At 31.5% G+C, this 17480-nt stretch carries 12 protein-coding genes; 7 read left to right on the top strand and 5 right to left on the bottom strand.

From position 1 onward, the window contains the following. Positions 1–149 precede the first annotated feature (149 nt). Entirely contained in the window at positions 150–2366 is a 2217-nt protein-coding gene (locus tag Q0856_RS11135) for an amino acid permease (protein ID WP_298504985.1), read from the top strand. 410 nt (positions 2367–2776) lie between these two features. Continuing rightward, positions 2777–4276 carry a hypothetical protein gene (locus Q0856_RS11130; RefSeq protein WP_298504982.1) on the top strand — a complete coding sequence of 500 codons (1500 nt, stop codon included), beginning with the start codon at positions 2777–2779 and terminating at the stop codon, positions 4274–4276. On the opposite strand, the gene Q0856_RS11125 is transcribed toward Q0856_RS11130, so the two are convergent. The 4 genes from Q0856_RS11125 to Q0856_RS11110 all read right to left on the bottom strand — a co-directional run bounded on the left by Q0856_RS11125 (position 4273) and on the right by Q0856_RS11110 (position 9417). After that, positions 4273–6762 (bottom strand): Hsp70 family protein, encoded by a 2490-nt coding sequence (locus tag Q0856_RS11125; RefSeq protein WP_298504979.1) that lies wholly within the window; start codon positions 6760–6762, stop codon positions 4273–4275. The genes Q0856_RS11130 and Q0856_RS11125 overlap by 4 nt on opposite strands. Positions 6763–6799: 37 nt before the next feature. Beyond that, positions 6800–7096 carry a hypothetical protein gene (locus Q0856_RS11120; RefSeq protein WP_298475433.1) on the bottom strand — a complete coding sequence of 99 codons (297 nt, stop codon included), beginning with the start codon at positions 7094–7096 and terminating at the stop codon, positions 6800–6802. 72 nt (positions 7097–7168) lie between these two features. Beyond that, on the bottom strand, positions 7169–7927 hold the full coding sequence (locus Q0856_RS11115; RefSeq protein ID WP_298504975.1) for a phosphoribosyltransferase family protein: 759 nt from the start codon (positions 7925–7927) through the stop codon (positions 7169–7171). An 11-nt stretch (positions 7928–7938) separates the two neighbouring features. Beyond that, positions 7939–9417 (bottom strand): nicotinate phosphoribosyltransferase, encoded by a 1479-nt coding sequence (locus tag Q0856_RS11110; RefSeq protein WP_298504972.1) that lies wholly within the window; start codon positions 9415–9417, stop codon positions 7939–7941. A 197-nt stretch (positions 9418–9614) separates the two neighbouring features. Here Q0856_RS11110 and Q0856_RS11105 point away from each other — a divergent pair, with 197 nt between their 5' ends. The 5 genes from Q0856_RS11105 to Q0856_RS11085 all read left to right on the top strand — a co-directional run bounded on the left by Q0856_RS11105 (position 9615) and on the right by Q0856_RS11085 (position 13812). Next, positions 9615–10304, top strand: a complete 690-nt coding sequence (locus Q0856_RS11105) for an NUDIX domain-containing protein (RefSeq protein WP_298504970.1) — start codon at positions 9615–9617, stop codon at positions 10302–10304. A gap of 205 nt (positions 10305–10509) precedes the next feature. After that, the gene (locus tag Q0856_RS11100; protein WP_298504968.1) at positions 10510–11262 is read left to right on the top strand and encodes a YHYH protein; all 753 of its coding nucleotides are present in this window, start codon (positions 10510–10512) and stop codon (positions 11260–11262) included. Further along, positions 11263–11832, top strand: a complete 570-nt coding sequence (locus tag Q0856_RS11095; protein ID WP_298504965.1) for a hypothetical protein — start codon at positions 11263–11265, stop codon at positions 11830–11832. 5 nt (positions 11833–11837) lie between these two features. Beyond that, on the top strand, positions 11838–12479 hold the full coding sequence (locus Q0856_RS11090; RefSeq protein WP_298504963.1) for an SCO family protein: 642 nt from the start codon (positions 11838–11840) through the stop codon (positions 12477–12479). 16 nt (positions 12480–12495) lie between these two features. Next, a complete protein-coding gene (locus Q0856_RS11085) occupies positions 12496–13812 on the top strand; it encodes a sulfatase-like hydrolase/transferase (RefSeq protein WP_298504961.1) in 1317 nt (438 codons plus the stop codon). A 1404-nt stretch (positions 13813–15216) separates the two neighbouring features. Here Q0856_RS11085 and Q0856_RS11080 read toward each other — a convergent pair. Continuing rightward, entirely contained in the window at positions 15217–17373 is a 2157-nt protein-coding gene (locus Q0856_RS11080) for an AIPR family protein (protein ID WP_298504958.1), read from the bottom strand. Positions 17374–17480: the final 107 nt, after the last annotated feature.

Below are 17480 nucleotides of genomic sequence, written 5' to 3'. Positions count from 1 at the left end.
GGATTGGTTATAATTAGAATAAAACAGAATATACAACCCTTTATAAATTATTTTTAGATAGTAATAATCCATCCAAAATTTGTAAGAAATGCATGTATATTTGTTGCCAAGTTTTCATTGAGATTATTTTTAAAAAAACACGAAAACCAATGGCAGAAAAAAACAAATTTGGCACGTTTGCAGGAGTATTTACACCTTCTATCTTAACTATTTTAGGGGTTATTATGTATATGCGTCTTGGTTGGGTTGTTGGTAATGCAGGCCTTATTGGAGCTATAGCTATAATTATAATAGCTCATATTATTGCAATAACTACAGGTTTAAGTGTTTCCTCTGTAGCTACGGATAAAAAAATTGGTGCCGGAGGTATATATTATGTGCTTTCTAGGAGTATGGGGATTCCTATTGGAGGTTCCATTGGGATTGCATTATATGTAGGAACGGCTTTTTCAATAGCCCTGTATTTAATTGGTTTCGCAGAAAGTTTTAATTCTTTCTTTGGGTATGGAATGTCTGTGAATGATTTTAGAATTACAGGAACAATTGCTTTGGTATGCCTTACGGCTCTTGCCTTAATAAGCACCTCTTTTGCTTTAAAAACACAATTTTTTATTCTTGCCGCCATAGTTATATCCTTATTATCCATTTTTTTAGGAAGTCCAGAATTTGCCCCAACATCTGTAGCTATGCTGGCGCCAGATGGGGGAGCATCTTTAGAAGTAGTTTTTGCAATATTTTTCCCTGCGGTTACTGGCTTTACTGCTGGTATAGCCATGAGTGGAGATTTAAAAGACCCTAAAAAATCTATTCCAGTAGGTACTTTATTAGCTATTGCTGTAGGGTTAGTTGTTTACATTACTCTTGCTATGTTTTTTGCCTATAATGTAAATAGTACTATTCTTAAAAATGATTATAATTTTTTAATGAAAATAGCCTTCTTTGCTCCTGCTGTTGCAGCCGGAATTTGGGGAGCTACTTTATCTTCTGCTTTAGGAGGAATACTTGGTGGACCAAGAATATTACAAGCTATGTCGATAGATAAAGTAACCCCAAAAATTTTTGGAAAAGGTCGTGGAGATAACAATGAGCCAGTACATGCACTGTTTTTGGTTTTTATAATTGCGGAAGCTGGAATATTAATAGGAGAGCTAGATGTTATTGCACGTGTAGTTTCTATGTTCTATTTAACCGCGTATGGTTTTATAAATATTTCATATTTTTTAGAAAGTTGGGCAAACCCAGATTTTCAGCCCACTTTTAAGATTAAAAGATGGATAGGCCTTCTAGGGTTTATAGCATGTTTTGCAGTGATGTTTAAGTTAGATATGGTTGCTATGCTAGGAGCTTTTGCTATAATAGGCTTCTTATATTTTGGCTTACAGCGTAAAGAGGTTAAAATACAATCTAATGATGTTTGGCGAAGTGTATGGGAAAATATTGTGAATAAAGGTTTAAAAAAGATTGATGACAAGGTAGATGAAAATGCCAATTGGAATCCAAATATTATTCTATTTAGTGGAAAGAGTGATCACCAATCCTATTTATTAGAATTAGGGAAAACAGTATCTGGAAGAACGGGAATTGTAACAAATTTTAAACTTATATTAGATACAGAAAATAGTAAACCCTTAAAAAAAGCAGAACAAACTATTAGAGATGAAACCTATCAGGAATTAGGGATTTTTGCTAGACAAATAAAAGTGGATAACATTTATACCGGTATTACCAATATAGCCTCTACTTTCGGGTTTTCTGGAGTAGAACCTAATACCATAATGATGGGGTGGCCTAAAGGCTTAGAAAACTCATCAGAGTACTTTAAAATGACAGAAACATTACTGCATTTAGATTATAATTTACTTTACTTAGATTTTGATAAAAAAAGAAAATTTGGAAACTATAGTACCGTTGATTTGTGGTGGCGAGAAACCGATAGTAAAAATGCTGAAATGATGTTAAATATAGCGCGTTTTATAATTGCTTCTCCTAAATGGAATAACACTAATATTCGCGTACTTTTTGTAAATAATAACAATGTAGATATATCTATAATTGAATCTAAAATAGCTGCACTTGTAGAGGATTTAAGGGTAAATGTTTCTATAAAGATTATCAATAATGCTGTGGAACAAAAACCTTTCTATACTATTATTGAACAAGAATCTTCCTCCACTGATTTAACCTTAGTAGGTATTCCAAATTACAGAATAGAAAAACAAGCTGAGTTTGTATTAAAAACAAGCAACCTGTTTCAAAGAATTGGTTCTACTCTGCTGGTGAAAGCAGCGAATAATTTTAATGAACTCGATTTGGATGTAATAAAAGGGAATGTTGGTTCTACCGAACTTTCTGAATTAGTAGAATAACTAAGTTAATTTGCCTTAACTCTATAGGTTATGCGTATGTCTGTTTTCATTTCGCATTAAGTTATTAATTAAAACTTAACTTACCGTTCAGGCAAATGTAGTAACTCTGTCTAAGAGTAAACAGTTATAAATATTATTGTCTTTAAAAATAAAATGAAACTCGATTTCAACTTTTATTGCCATTGAAACAATTTATCTACAGAGCTTAATGTATTATTAAACAATGTAAAATTATATGTTGAGTAGTTCCATAAATTGGTGTTTAACCTAGAAATAATTGGCGTTTGAGTAATTCAAAAATGGAGTAATACATGTAAACTTTTTATCATTTAGGAAAGTATTTTTATAAATCATCATAAAACAAAAAATATATCGTTGTAATTCTAATATAAATAGCTAAGTAATTTTTCATGTATGTTTCACCATTAAGTGTCTTAAATATTTCCTTAGAGGAGTTAATGAATTTAGATTCTAAGGGTATTATCAGATTAGAAAAAAAATTAAAGGCGAAGCAGCTTAGAAATAGTAAAGAGGGTTATAATCCACAGCAGTTCCATGCATTATTAACCCAATTACAAGATGAAGATGCTAAAAAATCTATTTATTTTGTTGAGAAACACCCCTTATTAAAAGAATTTATAAGTACAGGTGATACAACCGATATTAAGACTTTTAGTGTAGATAAAGAATTATTGGCAAAAACACCTAATATAGCTGAATTCTTATCTCCTTATTTTGATACTTTTATGATGAAGCTGGTAAAGCGAGACTTTGCCAATAAAAAGTATGACGTAATTATAAGGGCAATGCAATACAAGGAGTTGTTTACTCCTAATTTTTTAGATACTTATTATCGTTATATTATTAATCAATTAAATATTATAATAGAAATAATAAATATTACTCCTAAGGGAAAATTAATAGATAAGAAAATAGAACTGACCTACGGTACTTTTTGTTATTTGTTAAATACAGTCCCTTTAGGGCTCATTAGAAGTGAAAAAATTGCTTATATAAATGCCATGGTAGATTATTACAATGCTACCAAAAATAAACATAGAGAATTTAAAAAGATACAGTTGGTATTTGATCATATGCGAAAGCTTTATTTCGATGATTTTGAAATGAAACGTTTTGTAAAAAAACTAGCGGCTCAAATTAATAATACTGAGGTTTTATATGAAAGTTCTGGAAAAAAATCTAGTTCTGGTTCTACATGGAGTGTTATAGTTATAATAGCTATTATTTTTAGGTTTTTTATTTCGATAAATGATTTTTCTAGTAGTTCTTATAAACATACTCCTGTTTACCCTTCAAATTTTCCAAAAGAAGTGGGAGTAAATACTAAAGCGTTTTTAGATATACTAAAAAAACGAGGACACTTACGTAATGACAAAGAAAAATTTATAAAATCGTTACAATTGCTTTCCCAAGATGAAATGCCCTATGATATGAAGTTTATAGGATTATCTATTGGGGAAAACCCTTATAAGTTTGATTTTTCTAAATTTACGGACACTACTAGAACAACTATTAAATTTAATAATATAGGAGAGGAAGCTGTAATACTATTTGCAGAAAGGGGTATTAATAATAAACGAGCAGGATATTATCAATCCAATTCTAAAGTAAAGCTAGATATAGCCGTCGGAGATACTTTACGTTTTTATGCAGGAGATTTTTTTGGAAAATTCCCAGGATTACGTACTGTAAAACTTAAAACTGGTTACCCCGAAAGTATGTTTAAGTATACTTCTAAAAAACAAAGAGAATTATTAACTAAATATTATATTGTAGAAGCTTTAGGAAATAATGCCCAATTAGATTTCATAGATAGCACTCCCATATACAAAAACTTAGCATTGAAAGAAGAAGTTATGGAAGAACTTGTAAAACCAGAAATAGATTAACTAAGTCCTGTTTTGTCTTGGTCATTAAAGTTAACTTTCTTATCATTTCTTAGATGCTCTGGTAATAAAGCATGTAATTGGTAAACAACATGCTTTACAACATCGTACTGTTGTTTTTCTAAGGCCTTATCTCCCTCTATTATTAATTTTTCTGCACGTTTGGACTCTTTATATTCTGTAATACTTTTATAATATAGAAAAGGGCTAATAAAGTTCTCACTAGTTTGGTTAAACAATTCATTATCTAGTTGCTCCAACTCTTTAATCTTTGATTTAATGAGGTATTTATTACCTGAGTTTAGAACCTCCTTTTCATTAAGTAATATCTTTTCTAGTTTTTTCTCATAAAACTCATTAGATATAGTACTTAACTCGTTCTTAACCATAGCTAATTTAAGTTGGTATTCACTAATATTAGAATCTAGAGCTTTAAATCTTGTAAGTTGGTCAAACTCTTTAATAAGGATTTGTTTATTATTATCTATTTTAAATTTTGTATCTGTACTATCATTTTCATTACATAAAGAGAGTTCTATTTGTAGCTCAATTAAACTTTCTCTTATTTTTTGAAACTTTGCCAACAATTCATATTCTCCATCATTGTTTTTAATTTCCTTTTCAATATTATTTAAGGCAGTATATATCTCTTTTTCTATTTTAGATATACTAATAGAACGTTGAGTAGGTTTAAAAGAATCTCTAAATTCTTGTTCGCAAGAGCTTAGAAATATAGTAACATCTATATCTCTAGATTCAGATACAGAAATATCGATTTCTATATCTGTCCCCTTTATTAAATCTTTTTCTAATTTTCCTCCAGAAATTTCAATAAAACCTATGGATAATCCGGAACTTGGTAAACTACCATCATCACCTTCCACTATATTTATTTGTAGTTTCTCTTCACTTCCTAGTAGAATATTTTTAGTGGCAGTCTTGTAAATAGTGCGTTTTAATGGTAAAACTGCATTTTTATTAAATATAGCCTCTAAGCGGGTTACTCCATAATCAATATCATCGATTTCTAAACAAATATCATGTGGTAGTAATTGTCCTTGAATATTATATTTACCATGAATAATAGTAATATTGTTGTTTTCGTAAACTAATGTTCCGTTTGGTTCATAAATTTTTAAATTGAATCTGTTTTTTTGTCCCTCTAGTAAATCTACAAAACAACTAATTTCGTCTGTTATAGTAACTAATCCTGTATCGAATCCGCCGTCTAATCGTGTTATTCTATAACTGCCATTAGCTATATTTTCAGGAGGAATTACTGAAATAAGTTCTTCTATATCTTGTGAATTTTTTTGATAAATAATTTCGTATTCCGGAGTTGCAGAAATTATAGGGTTTATGCTAGGTTCTTGTTTGGTTTCTTCAATTTGAGCTATTTTAGTTCCAGCATAGTACGCAGCTCCAATCCCTACGGCTGCAGTTGGCTCCACACTACTATCTATTTCTATACCTAAAGAAGATTGTATTCTTTCCTTTACATAAGGAATTAAAGTACTACCACCTACTAAGATAACTTTTTCAATATCCTTTGCCCTACATCCGTTACTTTCTAATATTTTTTTAGCTAAGGTTATGGTGCGTTGTACTGATGGTTCTATAAGCGAATTAAAATCCTTTCGATTAATTGTAATAGATGTATAAAAGTCTTTGTCATCGATATCTATTTCTATTTCTGTAGTTTCAAATCGAGAAAGTTCTTTTTTTGCCTCTTCTGCTCTATAAAGTAACTCAAAGTACAATTTTTGATACGTATTCTCCTTTTGTTTAAATTTTTCCCAGAGATTTTCTTCTTTTAATTCTTTTTCTAGTTGGGGTATAACCAGTTTTTCGATAATAAGGTTATCAAAATCCATCCCTCCTAAAAAGTTATCCCCTTCATTATCTAAAACATTCATTTCTCTTTCATCTATTTGCAAAAGAGCAACATCAAAAGTACCGCCACCATAATCATATACCAGCCATTTTTTTTCTTCTTCTAATTGAAGGTTGTTCTTATTGGCAAATGCTAGACTAGCAGCAATTGGTTCTTGTAATAAATATACCTTTTTAAAACCGGCTTCTATACCAGCGGTTTTAGTTGCATTACTTTGTATTGTATCGAAAGAAGACGGAATAGTAATTACTACTTCATTAATTTCTTCTCCGGTATGTATAAAGTTTTTTAATTCTTGTAAAACAAAAGAAGAAAGTTCTATTGGAGTAATCTCTTTTTTTAAATTCTCTACAAAATATGCATCTGTAGTACCCATTTTTCTTTTAAAACAAGTAAATACATTTAAGGGATCTTTTTCTAATAAATTACGAGCTTTATCCCCTACTAAAATACGTTTTCCTCGAAAAGCTACTGCAGAAGCTAGTGTGGCTTTTTGTCCTAATGGGTTCTTAAAAACTTCAATTTCACCATCATTGTACTTTGCTATTAAGCTATTAGTAGTACCTAAGTCTATCCCGAAATTTATGGTTTTCATAGAAAAACGTGTTTATTTATATTTTTAATTTTATTATTTAATTACCAACTATAACTACGGCTTTTTGAATTAAAATTAGTTCCTCATTCTGTTTTTGATAAATGATTGGCTTTAAAACCTTTGTTACGATTAACTTATTATTAAGTTCCCCCATTATGGTTGCATCCATATCGGTTCGTAGTTCGCTAAATTTTTCTCCAATAGGGTTTTTTAAAATGAAACCTTCCCTTTCAAACTCATGGTGCAATCTTTTTATATTGCGACCTAAAGTGGTTATTTGCTGATTGGTAATCTTCTGTTCTATTTCAAAAAATTGGTTTAAAATTTCTTTCATAAGTTCCTTGTACTATGTTACACTCTTCTAACGGGAATTTCAATAATTACGTGTGCTAATAGAATTATATACCTAAAATACTTTGTATTGCGTAACAAAATCATCTTCAATAACTTTATAGCTATTTGTGCAGTATATATGATCTATACTTTCCTTGAGTTCTTTAAAGCCGTGGTTAAATTGTCCGTGAGTTACATATAAAAAAACTTTTCGTGCTCCTTGTTTCCTTAAAGCATCTGCCAAAAACTTAAAGGTTCTGCCTCCATCTGCTAAATCATCAACAATTAAACATTCTTTATTATTAACATCGCCCTGGACACTAATTACAGGAGCCCCATTAATACGGACTTTATTAGACGGAATTAAATCGGCATTTAATTTTTCAGCTATTTCATGCGTACTTTTATAAGCCCCAGCATCTGGACTAATTAATACTGGTTTTCCTAGAGTTTTATATGTTCGTTCAACATAAGAAAAATGTGAAATTTTAAAACTATTTTCGATTAAGGCTAAGGAGATATCACTATGCGGATGTAAAACATGTACTTGATCATACTTCATATTATTAATGAATTTGGCTATCACCTTTAAATCAAAAGATTCATTAAGATTAAATCTTCTGTCCGACCTTTGTCCTATTAAACAGCATAAGGTTAAAATGGAGGAATTATTTTTATTGTCTATTACATTAGCATCCCAAGCTTCCTTTATAGTTGCTGCACTAAACAAATCCTCATAAGAATTACCTCGTAGAGTAACGTTTAAATCACCATTCTCTAATATTTTAGCTGTTACTTGTCCGTCTTTATACTTACTTATTTCATAATTCATATCTACTGCATTTAAATAGTTTCTAAAAGTTCCTGAGTAACACAGCTATTTAGTTTTTCTCTAATGATCGGCAAATTAACTCTATTTACAAAATTGCCATTTTGGTATATTACTTTTAGCTCTCCTTCATTTTCTTCTTCAGGGCTAACTTGATCTATTAATACATACTCATTATTTTGTATTTCTACTTTAACCAATCCTTTTGCTGATTTTTTTACTCCATCATCTGTAATTGGATCTTTAAAAATTTCTCTTCTTTCTCCATTAACAACAACAGAAGTAGCTTTCATTGCAAAACCAAAGGTATCTCTTGTATTATACTGGTACGTAAAAGATCCTATTCCTAAAACCACGTTAGTAGAAGCAAAACCTTTATCGTGTAATCTTTGACATATATTTTCGGCACGTGTTGTGGTAATACTATCTCCATAAATTGCTCCAATGTGCGGGTCTAATACTTTATATCCTTGTTCATTAATAGTTCCTCCAAATAAATTCCAGAGCATTTCTACAACCCCTATATCTTTTGGAGTTTTTCCTCCTACTTCCAGAGCTTCTCCACAAATGATATCTACTGGATCTCCACTATCCGGACGAATAACTAGTTTTCCGTCACGTGCTAATACTTCTTCTTTGAGCTGTGGTAAATATTCAGATAAAACTTTCCATAAATCCCAAGTATCACTTACCACAGATAATATTCCTGTTGGATACGTTTTCATCAAATTTTTAAATGTACCTATTTCGTCATCTTTTGTTCCTGCACACATTACGGAATGCTCTGTTGCATTTACTGAACCTACTACAAAACCTTCTGCATCATAGTATTTACGTAAACCACTAATAACCGGTAATGTATCTGAACCTAAGAATATAGAAGCATGCCCCATTCCAGAAGATAGTGCACTTTGTAAGCCACCCATTCCTCGCATAGAAAAATCATGCCCCTGAAAATCTATAAATCCAAGATTTTCTTTATCTGTTTTTAAAGCCCATTTTTTAAATATTCTCTTATAACATAAAGCAATAGAAGCAGAAGTCATTGGTTGCCATAACATGGTAGATAAAATGGTTTCTAAAAAATTAGTAACCCAATATAAATCTTTATGCGTATTTACAACTGTGAGCATTGGAATCCTTATCGGTACTTCTACTCCTTCTGGTAAAGATTTTACTTTTATGGGTAAGTATTGCAAATCATGTAATTGCTCGTAATGAGATACATCATAATCCGTACCTAAATACATGGAGAGCTCTTCTTTAATTTCTTTACATACTACATTTTTAGGTTTGGAAAAAAAATTTTCTTCAAAAAAATCGTGCAACCATTGAATTACATATTGCTGACCAAAGGAAACTACTTTATTACAACCTTCGGGAGCATACTTATTACTTCTTGGGGTCCAATTAGAATATACCTCTTCTGTTCCCTTAGGATATTGCTGATGATGCCCAGTTTTGTAGCCATCTGTTAATAGTAATCCATTCATAATATATAGTTTAAAATAATTAATATGTGTAATTTATACACAAATATAAAAGTTTTCCTAAATTAAAACCTAATAAATTAGCGTAAAAATAACACAAATTAATCTATACAGCTGTTTTACAATGTTTTACAACCTAATACATTTATTTAGATTTAGTTTTATTGTGTACTTTAACAAGTTTAGTTTAATTTTATTGCGTGAAAACAACACAAAATATAAAGGTTACAGTAGATGCCATTGTCTTTGGGTATCATAAAGAAGATGGTGTTTCTGTTCTTCTTATTAAAAGACGCTACATACCTTTTAAAGATACTTGGGCGATTCCTGGTGGTTTTGTTTTAGATGGTGAATCTTTAGAAGACGCCGTGGAGCGAGAATTAAGAGAAGAAACAGGTATACGCATTAACTATTTAGAGCAATTATATACTTTTGGTTCCCCTACTAGAGACCCAAGAGAACATGTTCTTTCTGTAGCTTATTTTGGATTGGTAAAATCGGATGCTTATAGAGATTTACGTGCAAATACAGATGCTCTCGATGCAAAGTGGTTTCCAATAGAAAATGTACCTACTCTAGCATTTGATCACTCTAAAATTTTAAAAATAGCTATTGAAAGGTTACAAAGTAAAATTAGATACCAACCTATTGGATTTGAGTTATTAGATGAAAAATTTCCTTTTTCCGATTTAGAAAGACTTTACTCTACCCTATTAAGCAGGCCCATAGATCGTAGAAACTTTAAGAAAAAAGTAATGAGCTTAGGTATTCTTGAGGAATTAAGTGAAAAAGCTAAAACTACTGGTGCTGGTAGACCAGGAAACCTATTTAAATTTAACAAGGCCATTTATAAAGAATTGGAAAAAAAAGGAATGCACTTTGAGCTTTAAATTTCAATTCTTAATACATAAAATTGGAGTACATCCCCTTTATTTTTAAGGTATCCATTTATTTAGCAATACTCTTTATTAATTTGCGTTATTAAAAAATAATACAATTCGTACTTATTAAGTTGTTACAGTACCTAGATTAAACCTTTTGTAAAAAGGGAAGTCTTACTGTTTGTATTCCCAATTAATCTTAAATACAACTACAATGAAAAAAATTACCTACTTTTTTGTTTTGTTAACGCTAGTCTTCTCTTGTTCTAATGATGAAAGCGACCGAAGTGACGAATTAGAAACTTTAAATCCGACGGCATATAATACGCAACCACTTTTAACTAAGTTCTCTGGGACTGGGTTGTCTTATGAAATAAATGGTAACAGTGTAATTTTTACGACCCAAGATTTGCCAGATCATACAAGTCCTTATTGGGATACAGCCAATGCTTTATATGAAGAATATAATGGAACTAACCCAGATTGGAATCAAAATCCGGGGAGTATTGGTGCTCAGAACATTGTTTTTACTATTTCCTTAAAGCCATCCGAAGCCGTAAACAAGGAGACAACCTCTTTAGGTCCGATAGGTATTGCAAGGAATGGTGTTGTATTTTTTAACCAGTATGCAGCAGGAAATAATCCTTTAACAGGTGAAATTAATTCTTTTGATCAGTGGTTAGGCCACCCAGCGATGACTACCTATCACTACCATGTAGAACCAACTTGGCTTACCCAAGAATTTGGGGAAGATGCTTTTTTAGGTTTATTATCTGATGGTTTTCCTATATACGGTCCTATGGAAAACGGAGAGACCGTTACTAATGCAGATTTAGACGCTTATCATGGACACACCGGTGTTACAGAAGATTTTCCCGATGGTATTTACCATTACCATATAACAAATGAGGACCCATATTTAAATGGTAATGGATATTTTGGAACTCCTGGGAATATTAGTCGTTAATTGAAAAAAAGAAATCTTTACTTTCTATTCCTTTTGGTTCTTTTTGTGCAATGTGTACAACCTACTAAAGAACAATCTTTAGAAAAATCTAATCCGTATTTAAAATTAGAAAATGGGATTCTATATTTTCAAGAGAAGGCTTACTATGGCTCTATACTTTCTCATTATAAGGAAGGTACTTTAGCTTCCCAAATAACATATGTAGAAGGAAGAAAACATGGGGAGGAAAAAAAATGGCATTCTAATGGTGTATTAGCAGAAAAACGCTTTTATACAGATGGTGTTAAAACCGGAATTCACAAAGGGTGGTGGGACAATAAAACTCCTCAATTTGAATATCATTTTAATTCCCAAGGACAGTATAATGGATTTCATAAAGAATGGTATGCATCTGGGCAAATCTATAAGGATTTTAACTATGTAAACGGTAAGGAAGATGGTAAACAACGTTTATGGAAGCCAGACGGAAGAATAAAGGCTAATTACGAAGTGGTATACGGTGAACGTTATGGCCTAATTGGCTTAAAACGATGTAAAACGGTTAATGTTAATAGCAATCAAATTAAATAATAGCAATGCAAAAAATTAGTTTTTTTATTATTCTTGCTTTACTATGTTGCTCTTGTAAACAAAGCAGGCCTCCTGCTTTAGAACCAGATACCATAACTAAACTACCATATTTTAATTCCTCCGATTTTACCCCAGAATGGGGAAAAGGAACACATAAAATTCCTTCTTTTTCTTTTACCAATCAATTAGGAGAAACAGTGACTAATGAAACTTACAAAGGAAAAATATACATCGCAGATTTCTTTTTTACTATTTGCCCAGGTATCTGCCCCAAGTTAACCGAGAATATGGCCAGCTTACAAAAAAAATATGCAAAAGAGAAGAATATAAAACTACTATCTCATTCGGTTATGCCTTGGCACGATTCTGTAGCTGTATTAGCAGCATATGCTAAAAAGAATAAGGTGAAAGCTAAAATGTGGAATTTAGTTACTGGCAACAAGGATGCCATTTATAATATAGCCCGAAACGGATATTTTGCCGATGAGGATTTTGGCAAAACCCAAGCAGAGAATGATTTTATACATACCGAAAATTTCATTTTGGTAGATAAGGAAGGCTACATACGTGGTGTTTACAACGGAACTATAGCAATAGACATGCAACGTTTAGACCGGCATATAAACGTACTAAAAAACGAAAAATAACGTAATTACAAAAAGTATGAAATATTATATACCAATTCTGTCTTTCTTTTTTATACTTTCTTGTAGTAAAGATGCTATTAATACAGATATAGACAGCGAAGAAGGAACAGATAATACCCTCCCCAATATTATGCTAATCATTGCAGATGACATGGGGCACGATGCCACACCAGGATTTAATCGTGGTACTATAAAACCGAACATGCCAAATCTGCAAGCAATGATAGACACCGGGATACGTTTTAATAACCTTTGGTCTTATGCTACTTGCACACCAACGAGAGCCAGTATTCTTACTGGAAAATACGGATTTAACAGCAATGTAATTTCTGTAGGTGATGTACTTTCTACTTCCGAAGTTTCATTACAACGCTATTTAGATACCAAAACGTCTTCTGCCTATGCACATGCAGTTATTGGTAAGTGGCATTTGTCTAGCAATACCAATCACCCGACCGAAATGGGAATAAACTACTATACCGGAAGTATATCTGGCGGGGTACAATCGTATTGGGATTGGAATTTAGTACAAAACGGAGTTTCTGCTTCTTCTACAGAATATACCACTACTAAGTTTACCGATTTAGCAATAGACTGGGTAGATGAACAAACCAAACCTTGGTTTCTATGGTTGGCTTATAATGCTCCGCATACGCCGTTTCATTTACCAGATACAGAATTACACTCTCAAGGAACTCTACCAACAGATGACGATAGTATAAGTAATAATCCTCTACCCTATTATATGGCTATGTTAGAAGCTATGGATACGGAGTTGGGGAGGTTGTTAGCCTCCATGTCGCAAGAAGAAAAAGACAATACTATTTTTATTTTTATTGGCGACAACGGAACTCCAAACCAAGTGGCACAGGAATATAATAGTAGAAGGGTAAAAGGAAGTATTTACCAAGGAGGTATTAATGTGCCTATGGTAATTTCTGGAAAAGGAGTTTTTCGTAGTAATGAAACCGAGGACGCCTTAATTAATACTACCGATTTATTTGCCACTATAGCAGATATTGCAGGTGCTGGTAGTGCAGATTATGAGGATAGTCAAAGTTTTAAAGCTTTACTAGAAGATACTAATGCTACGCAGCGCGATTATGTTTTTGCAGAACGCAGAAATGATAATACGGGTTTAGTAGATTATTCCGTAAGAAATGCTACCCATAAGTATATTGCCTTTGGGGATGGTTCTGAGGGGTTATACAACCTAAGTACCGATGCCTTAGAAGGGACCAACTTATTAAATGCTAATCAATTACCCTTGAATTCAGCGAATGCGGCAGTCAAAGAAGAGCTTGTAAATACATTGGAGAAGATTAAACCTTAAGAAGCATTTTGGTTATAAGTAGTGCAATGATAAAAGAGAACTTCACTTGTAACTTTGTGCTAAATCTTTATACATACATTTGTGTAATTCTTATTGTTTCTTAAGTTATCCTATTGTAAAGTATATTTAAAACTTACGTATTTCGTAGAAAAACATTAATTAACTCTAGAGAACTGGACTTAGGCTTTTCATGGGACACATTGTTGTACAACGTTTTTTTAGCTTGCTATTCCAATTTTAGCAAACATTTTTTTCAATTCGTTAAATTCAGATTGAGTTTTCAATTCGGTTAGTTCTCGTTTTTTTCCGTTTAGTAATTTTATTGAAAATCTACTTCGTCCAAGAATTGATTTTTCTTTCAATCCGCTAATTTCAGCGATAGATATTTTTTGGTTCGTTGTTCTTTTAAAAATAAATAGATAAAGAATTATCAAAGAAGCGATTCCTAAAGTGATCCAAATAATTTATTGAAACCTTATTCCAATTTTATCTTCATTCTGTGGTTTTCAAATGTTCCACAACGGCTTCGGCTAAGCGTAGTACAGAGACAAGGAAACTTTTCGTTTCCGTCTACGCACGCAGCTATAGCTTTTGGTTTCGCTTTTTCTTTTTTTGATTATTAAAATTTCAAATCAAACAAATTTGACGACCATATAAAATTACGCAAACCATTTGATTACACCCCAAACCCCGCATTAATTTTAGTTAGTGTTAGCTAACATTGTTTTTCAGTAACTAGGTTATTGATTTCAAAATTTTTAATATTAGCATAATTAGTTTTTCGCTGTTTTAGAATTTCTATCATTATCATTTATCAGTTCGGGAACAAGTTTTTTTATAATAAGCCCACTTGTTATTGCTCCAATAAATGTAAATAATACATCAAAACTTCTTCCTTCTAGAAATAAAATACATTCATAAAATGAAAACTAGTATAAATGCACATAAAATTCCGGATATTATTCTTAATCTTTTTGAATAATTGATTTTCTCTTTTTTTGTGATTTTTTTATCAATTAGGCATAATATAAATAAACCTAAAGGAAGAGCTAAATAATTCATTTATTACAGAGTCAATTTTTTTAATTTTTAAAAATTCACGCTAACGTCTAAATTCATACGTTTCAAAAGCTCAAACTTTTATGAGTTTGAGTCGTTTTCGCCAATATTCGCTAACGGTTTAGCTATGAACAGTACGGGAGCAAACTAGCGTTTGCTTTCCGCCATGCACATAGCAAAATCTTTTTGCCTGCCTACCGAAAAGGTACGTTCGGGCGGGTTTTGTTTTTTCTTTTCCTGTCCAGAGCAAAATCCAAAAGATTTTACGGACTTCATAAAAATACGCAAACTCTGCGATTAAGCCCGAAGCCCTTATTGTTTATAGGTTTTGTTGTACGCAGGCTTTTAGTCTATTATATTTTTTACAAAATCGAATAGTCCTTGACCTTCATCTATTCCTAAGGCCCAATTTTCCGTCATGGTTCTTTTTGTAAGAAACTTATCTAGGTTAACAATGTCTTTATACAGTTTCTGCCTATTATCTTTCGATAAAACAAATCTTTGTTTTCTATCCGCACCTCTGTAGCTTTCTTTCCAACCAGACATAACCCATTCTTCAATTTTCCATTTAAAGACACCCCAAAGCACAAGTAAAAGGTCTTTTTCATTGTATGTTTCCGAATTGCTAGCTAAACAAACACCTTCAAAATCTAAATCATTTTTCAATTTTTTGTAACTATCTGTGGCTAAAATTTTTCCTCCATATGCGTATGCAGAATCACCAAATGTTTCAAATAAAATAAACCCAACGAATTCCGTGAAAAGTAATGGCATATATGAAAGAACATTAAAAAGTGAGAATTCATTATCTATTTCAAAAAGTTTTCCGTCTAATTCCTGAGTACTTATTTTAGTGTAATCATCAACATTTAGTTTTTTGTTTGCCGAATCACCTAGCCTTTCTAAAGCCAATTTTCTAAATTTAGGTTTACTTGGAACAATATTTTTAGCGAAATTATATGTCAAATAAGATACAAACATGAGTCTTGCATCTGTAGACGAATTATTTGAATGCTCTCCTGAATTGGCGTTTTTTGTATTAAAATCAAAATAAAACCCATGTTTGTTAACTCTTTTCTTAAAAACTAAATCATAGTGATTAGTAAATAAATGTTGCTTTTCTTCTGCAGCAGTAGATGAGCACCCAATAAAAGATAGCCATGTTTGAGCAAGTGTTAAGTTATCTACTTTCTTAACTTTATTGATTACTTTAAACTCTCGTGTTGTTTTGCCTAAAGAAGGGCGCCATCTCTTAGGGTCCTTTTCAAAAGCATTCCAAGCTCCCTCCTTAGCTTCATAAAACCAATTTAATTGCTTGGCAAACATTTTCGAATAACCAATTTGTTCATTACTATTTGAAACCAAATTTCGAGGTTTCATTGGATTTTGATTATTTGTTGACCTTACAACTTGATTTATGTCGTTTACTGCTTTTTTATTTAAAATCCTAACTAGGACCGATGCATCGTTTTTGAAATCTTCTTTATCACTTGGGTTAAGTTCATTATATGCTGTATGTAAAGCTGTAACAGTTTGAAGTCCATTTACAATTCCTGGATAATGGATGGTAATTGAATATCCATCATCGCTATTTGACTTTTTCGGCTTTTCGAAGGATTCACAAGTAATAGTAACTCCATTATTTAAAAATTTAAATTCTTTTCTACTTCTGGAGTGTTTAATAGACTCGCGAATAGAAGCATTTATTTTTGACCTCTTGATTTCTGCTCTAACATTAGGTTCAAATATCTGATAACCAAGTGCATCATAAGCTTTTACTAAATCAAATGCGGAACTGTATAATATGGCATTTTTACTATCTGAAATAATACCATTATCGCTTAAAGTAGAAAGTTTAATATTAGTCTTTTTCTTGCCATTGATATCTTTCCAACTTACATTATCTTCTTGCCATTGTCTTTTTATAATATCATCAATATTATATAAAACTGTATCAAATTTGACTTTAACTCCTTTAAAATCAATTATTTCTTGATTATTTAATTTAAATCTGGTGAACTCTTCATTAGCTTCTTCAGTTAGCGAGTCTCCTAAAACAATTAGATTTAGTGTTATTGAAACTGGACTAGGGTTTTCTTGAATCAGACTTTCTTGAATCAAATAATCCCACTTTTGAATCAAAGTTTTTACTTGTTTTGATATTTTGGTTTTATTTTCTTTAGAAATTAAAATATTCTTAGCTCGCATTAAATCGTTAACACCTGAATTATCAAAAGTGGAAGTATTAATCTCACCATCTATTGTTAGTTCATGTGTTTTTACTTGATAAATATCAATTCCTCTGTCAGAAATTGAGTAAGCATCAATTCCAGAATCTTTATTATCCAAAATTTCTACATCTTCCAAATTATAACCAATCCACTCTAACAAAATCCTTACTGCAGAATTCGGTATTGATAAACTTTCGCTGTCCGATAAAACAACAATTTCATCTTTTAATATATTTAGATAGTTATTTCTTTGCGGATTTTGGTTTTCCATTTGTGTTATTTTTAGCTTGCGTACAACAAGGATATATACGTAAATCTACCTTATTCTCAAAAATAAACAATGTTTGTAAATAATGACTTGTTAAAAATTGTAATTAG

Origin of the sequence: uncultured Maribacter sp. (assembly GCF_947496775.1) — a bacterium.
GTDB lineage: Bacteria > Bacteroidota > Bacteroidia > Flavobacteriales > Flavobacteriaceae > Maribacter_B.
Note: the sequence above shows the minus strand (reverse complement) of the source record. Positions and strands in the feature narration are given on the sequence as shown.

Coding starts and splice junctions, on each gene's coding strand:
- Q0856_RS11135 (WP_298504985.1), top strand. CDS start 150: ATGGCAGAAAAAAACAAATTTGGCACGTTTGCAGGAGTATTTACACCT.
- Q0856_RS11130 (WP_298504982.1), top strand. CDS start 2,777: ATGTATGTTTCACCATTAAGTGTCTTAAATATTTCCTTAGAGGAGTTA.
- Q0856_RS11125 (WP_298504979.1), bottom strand. CDS start 6,762: ATGAAAACCATAAATTTCGGGATAGACTTAGGTACTACTAATAGCTTA.
- Q0856_RS11120 (WP_298475433.1), bottom strand. CDS start 7,096: ATGAAAGAAATTTTAAACCAATTTTTTGAAATAGAACAGAAGATTACC.
- Q0856_RS11115 (WP_298504975.1), bottom strand. CDS start 7,927: ATGAATTATGAAATAAGTAAGTATAAAGACGGACAAGTAACAGCTAAA.
- Q0856_RS11110 (WP_298504972.1), bottom strand. CDS start 9,417: ATGAATGGATTACTATTAACAGATGGCTACAAAACTGGGCATCATCAG.
- Q0856_RS11100 (WP_298504968.1), top strand. CDS start 10,510: ATGAAAAAAATTACCTACTTTTTTGTTTTGTTAACGCTAGTCTTCTCT.
- Q0856_RS11090 (WP_298504963.1), top strand. CDS start 11,838: ATGCAAAAAATTAGTTTTTTTATTATTCTTGCTTTACTATGTTGCTCT.
- Q0856_RS11085 (WP_298504961.1), top strand. CDS start 12,496: ATGAAATATTATATACCAATTCTGTCTTTCTTTTTTATACTTTCTTGT.
- Q0856_RS11080 (WP_298504958.1), bottom strand. CDS start 17,373: ATGGAAAACCAAAATCCGCAAAGAAATAACTATCTAAATATATTAAAA.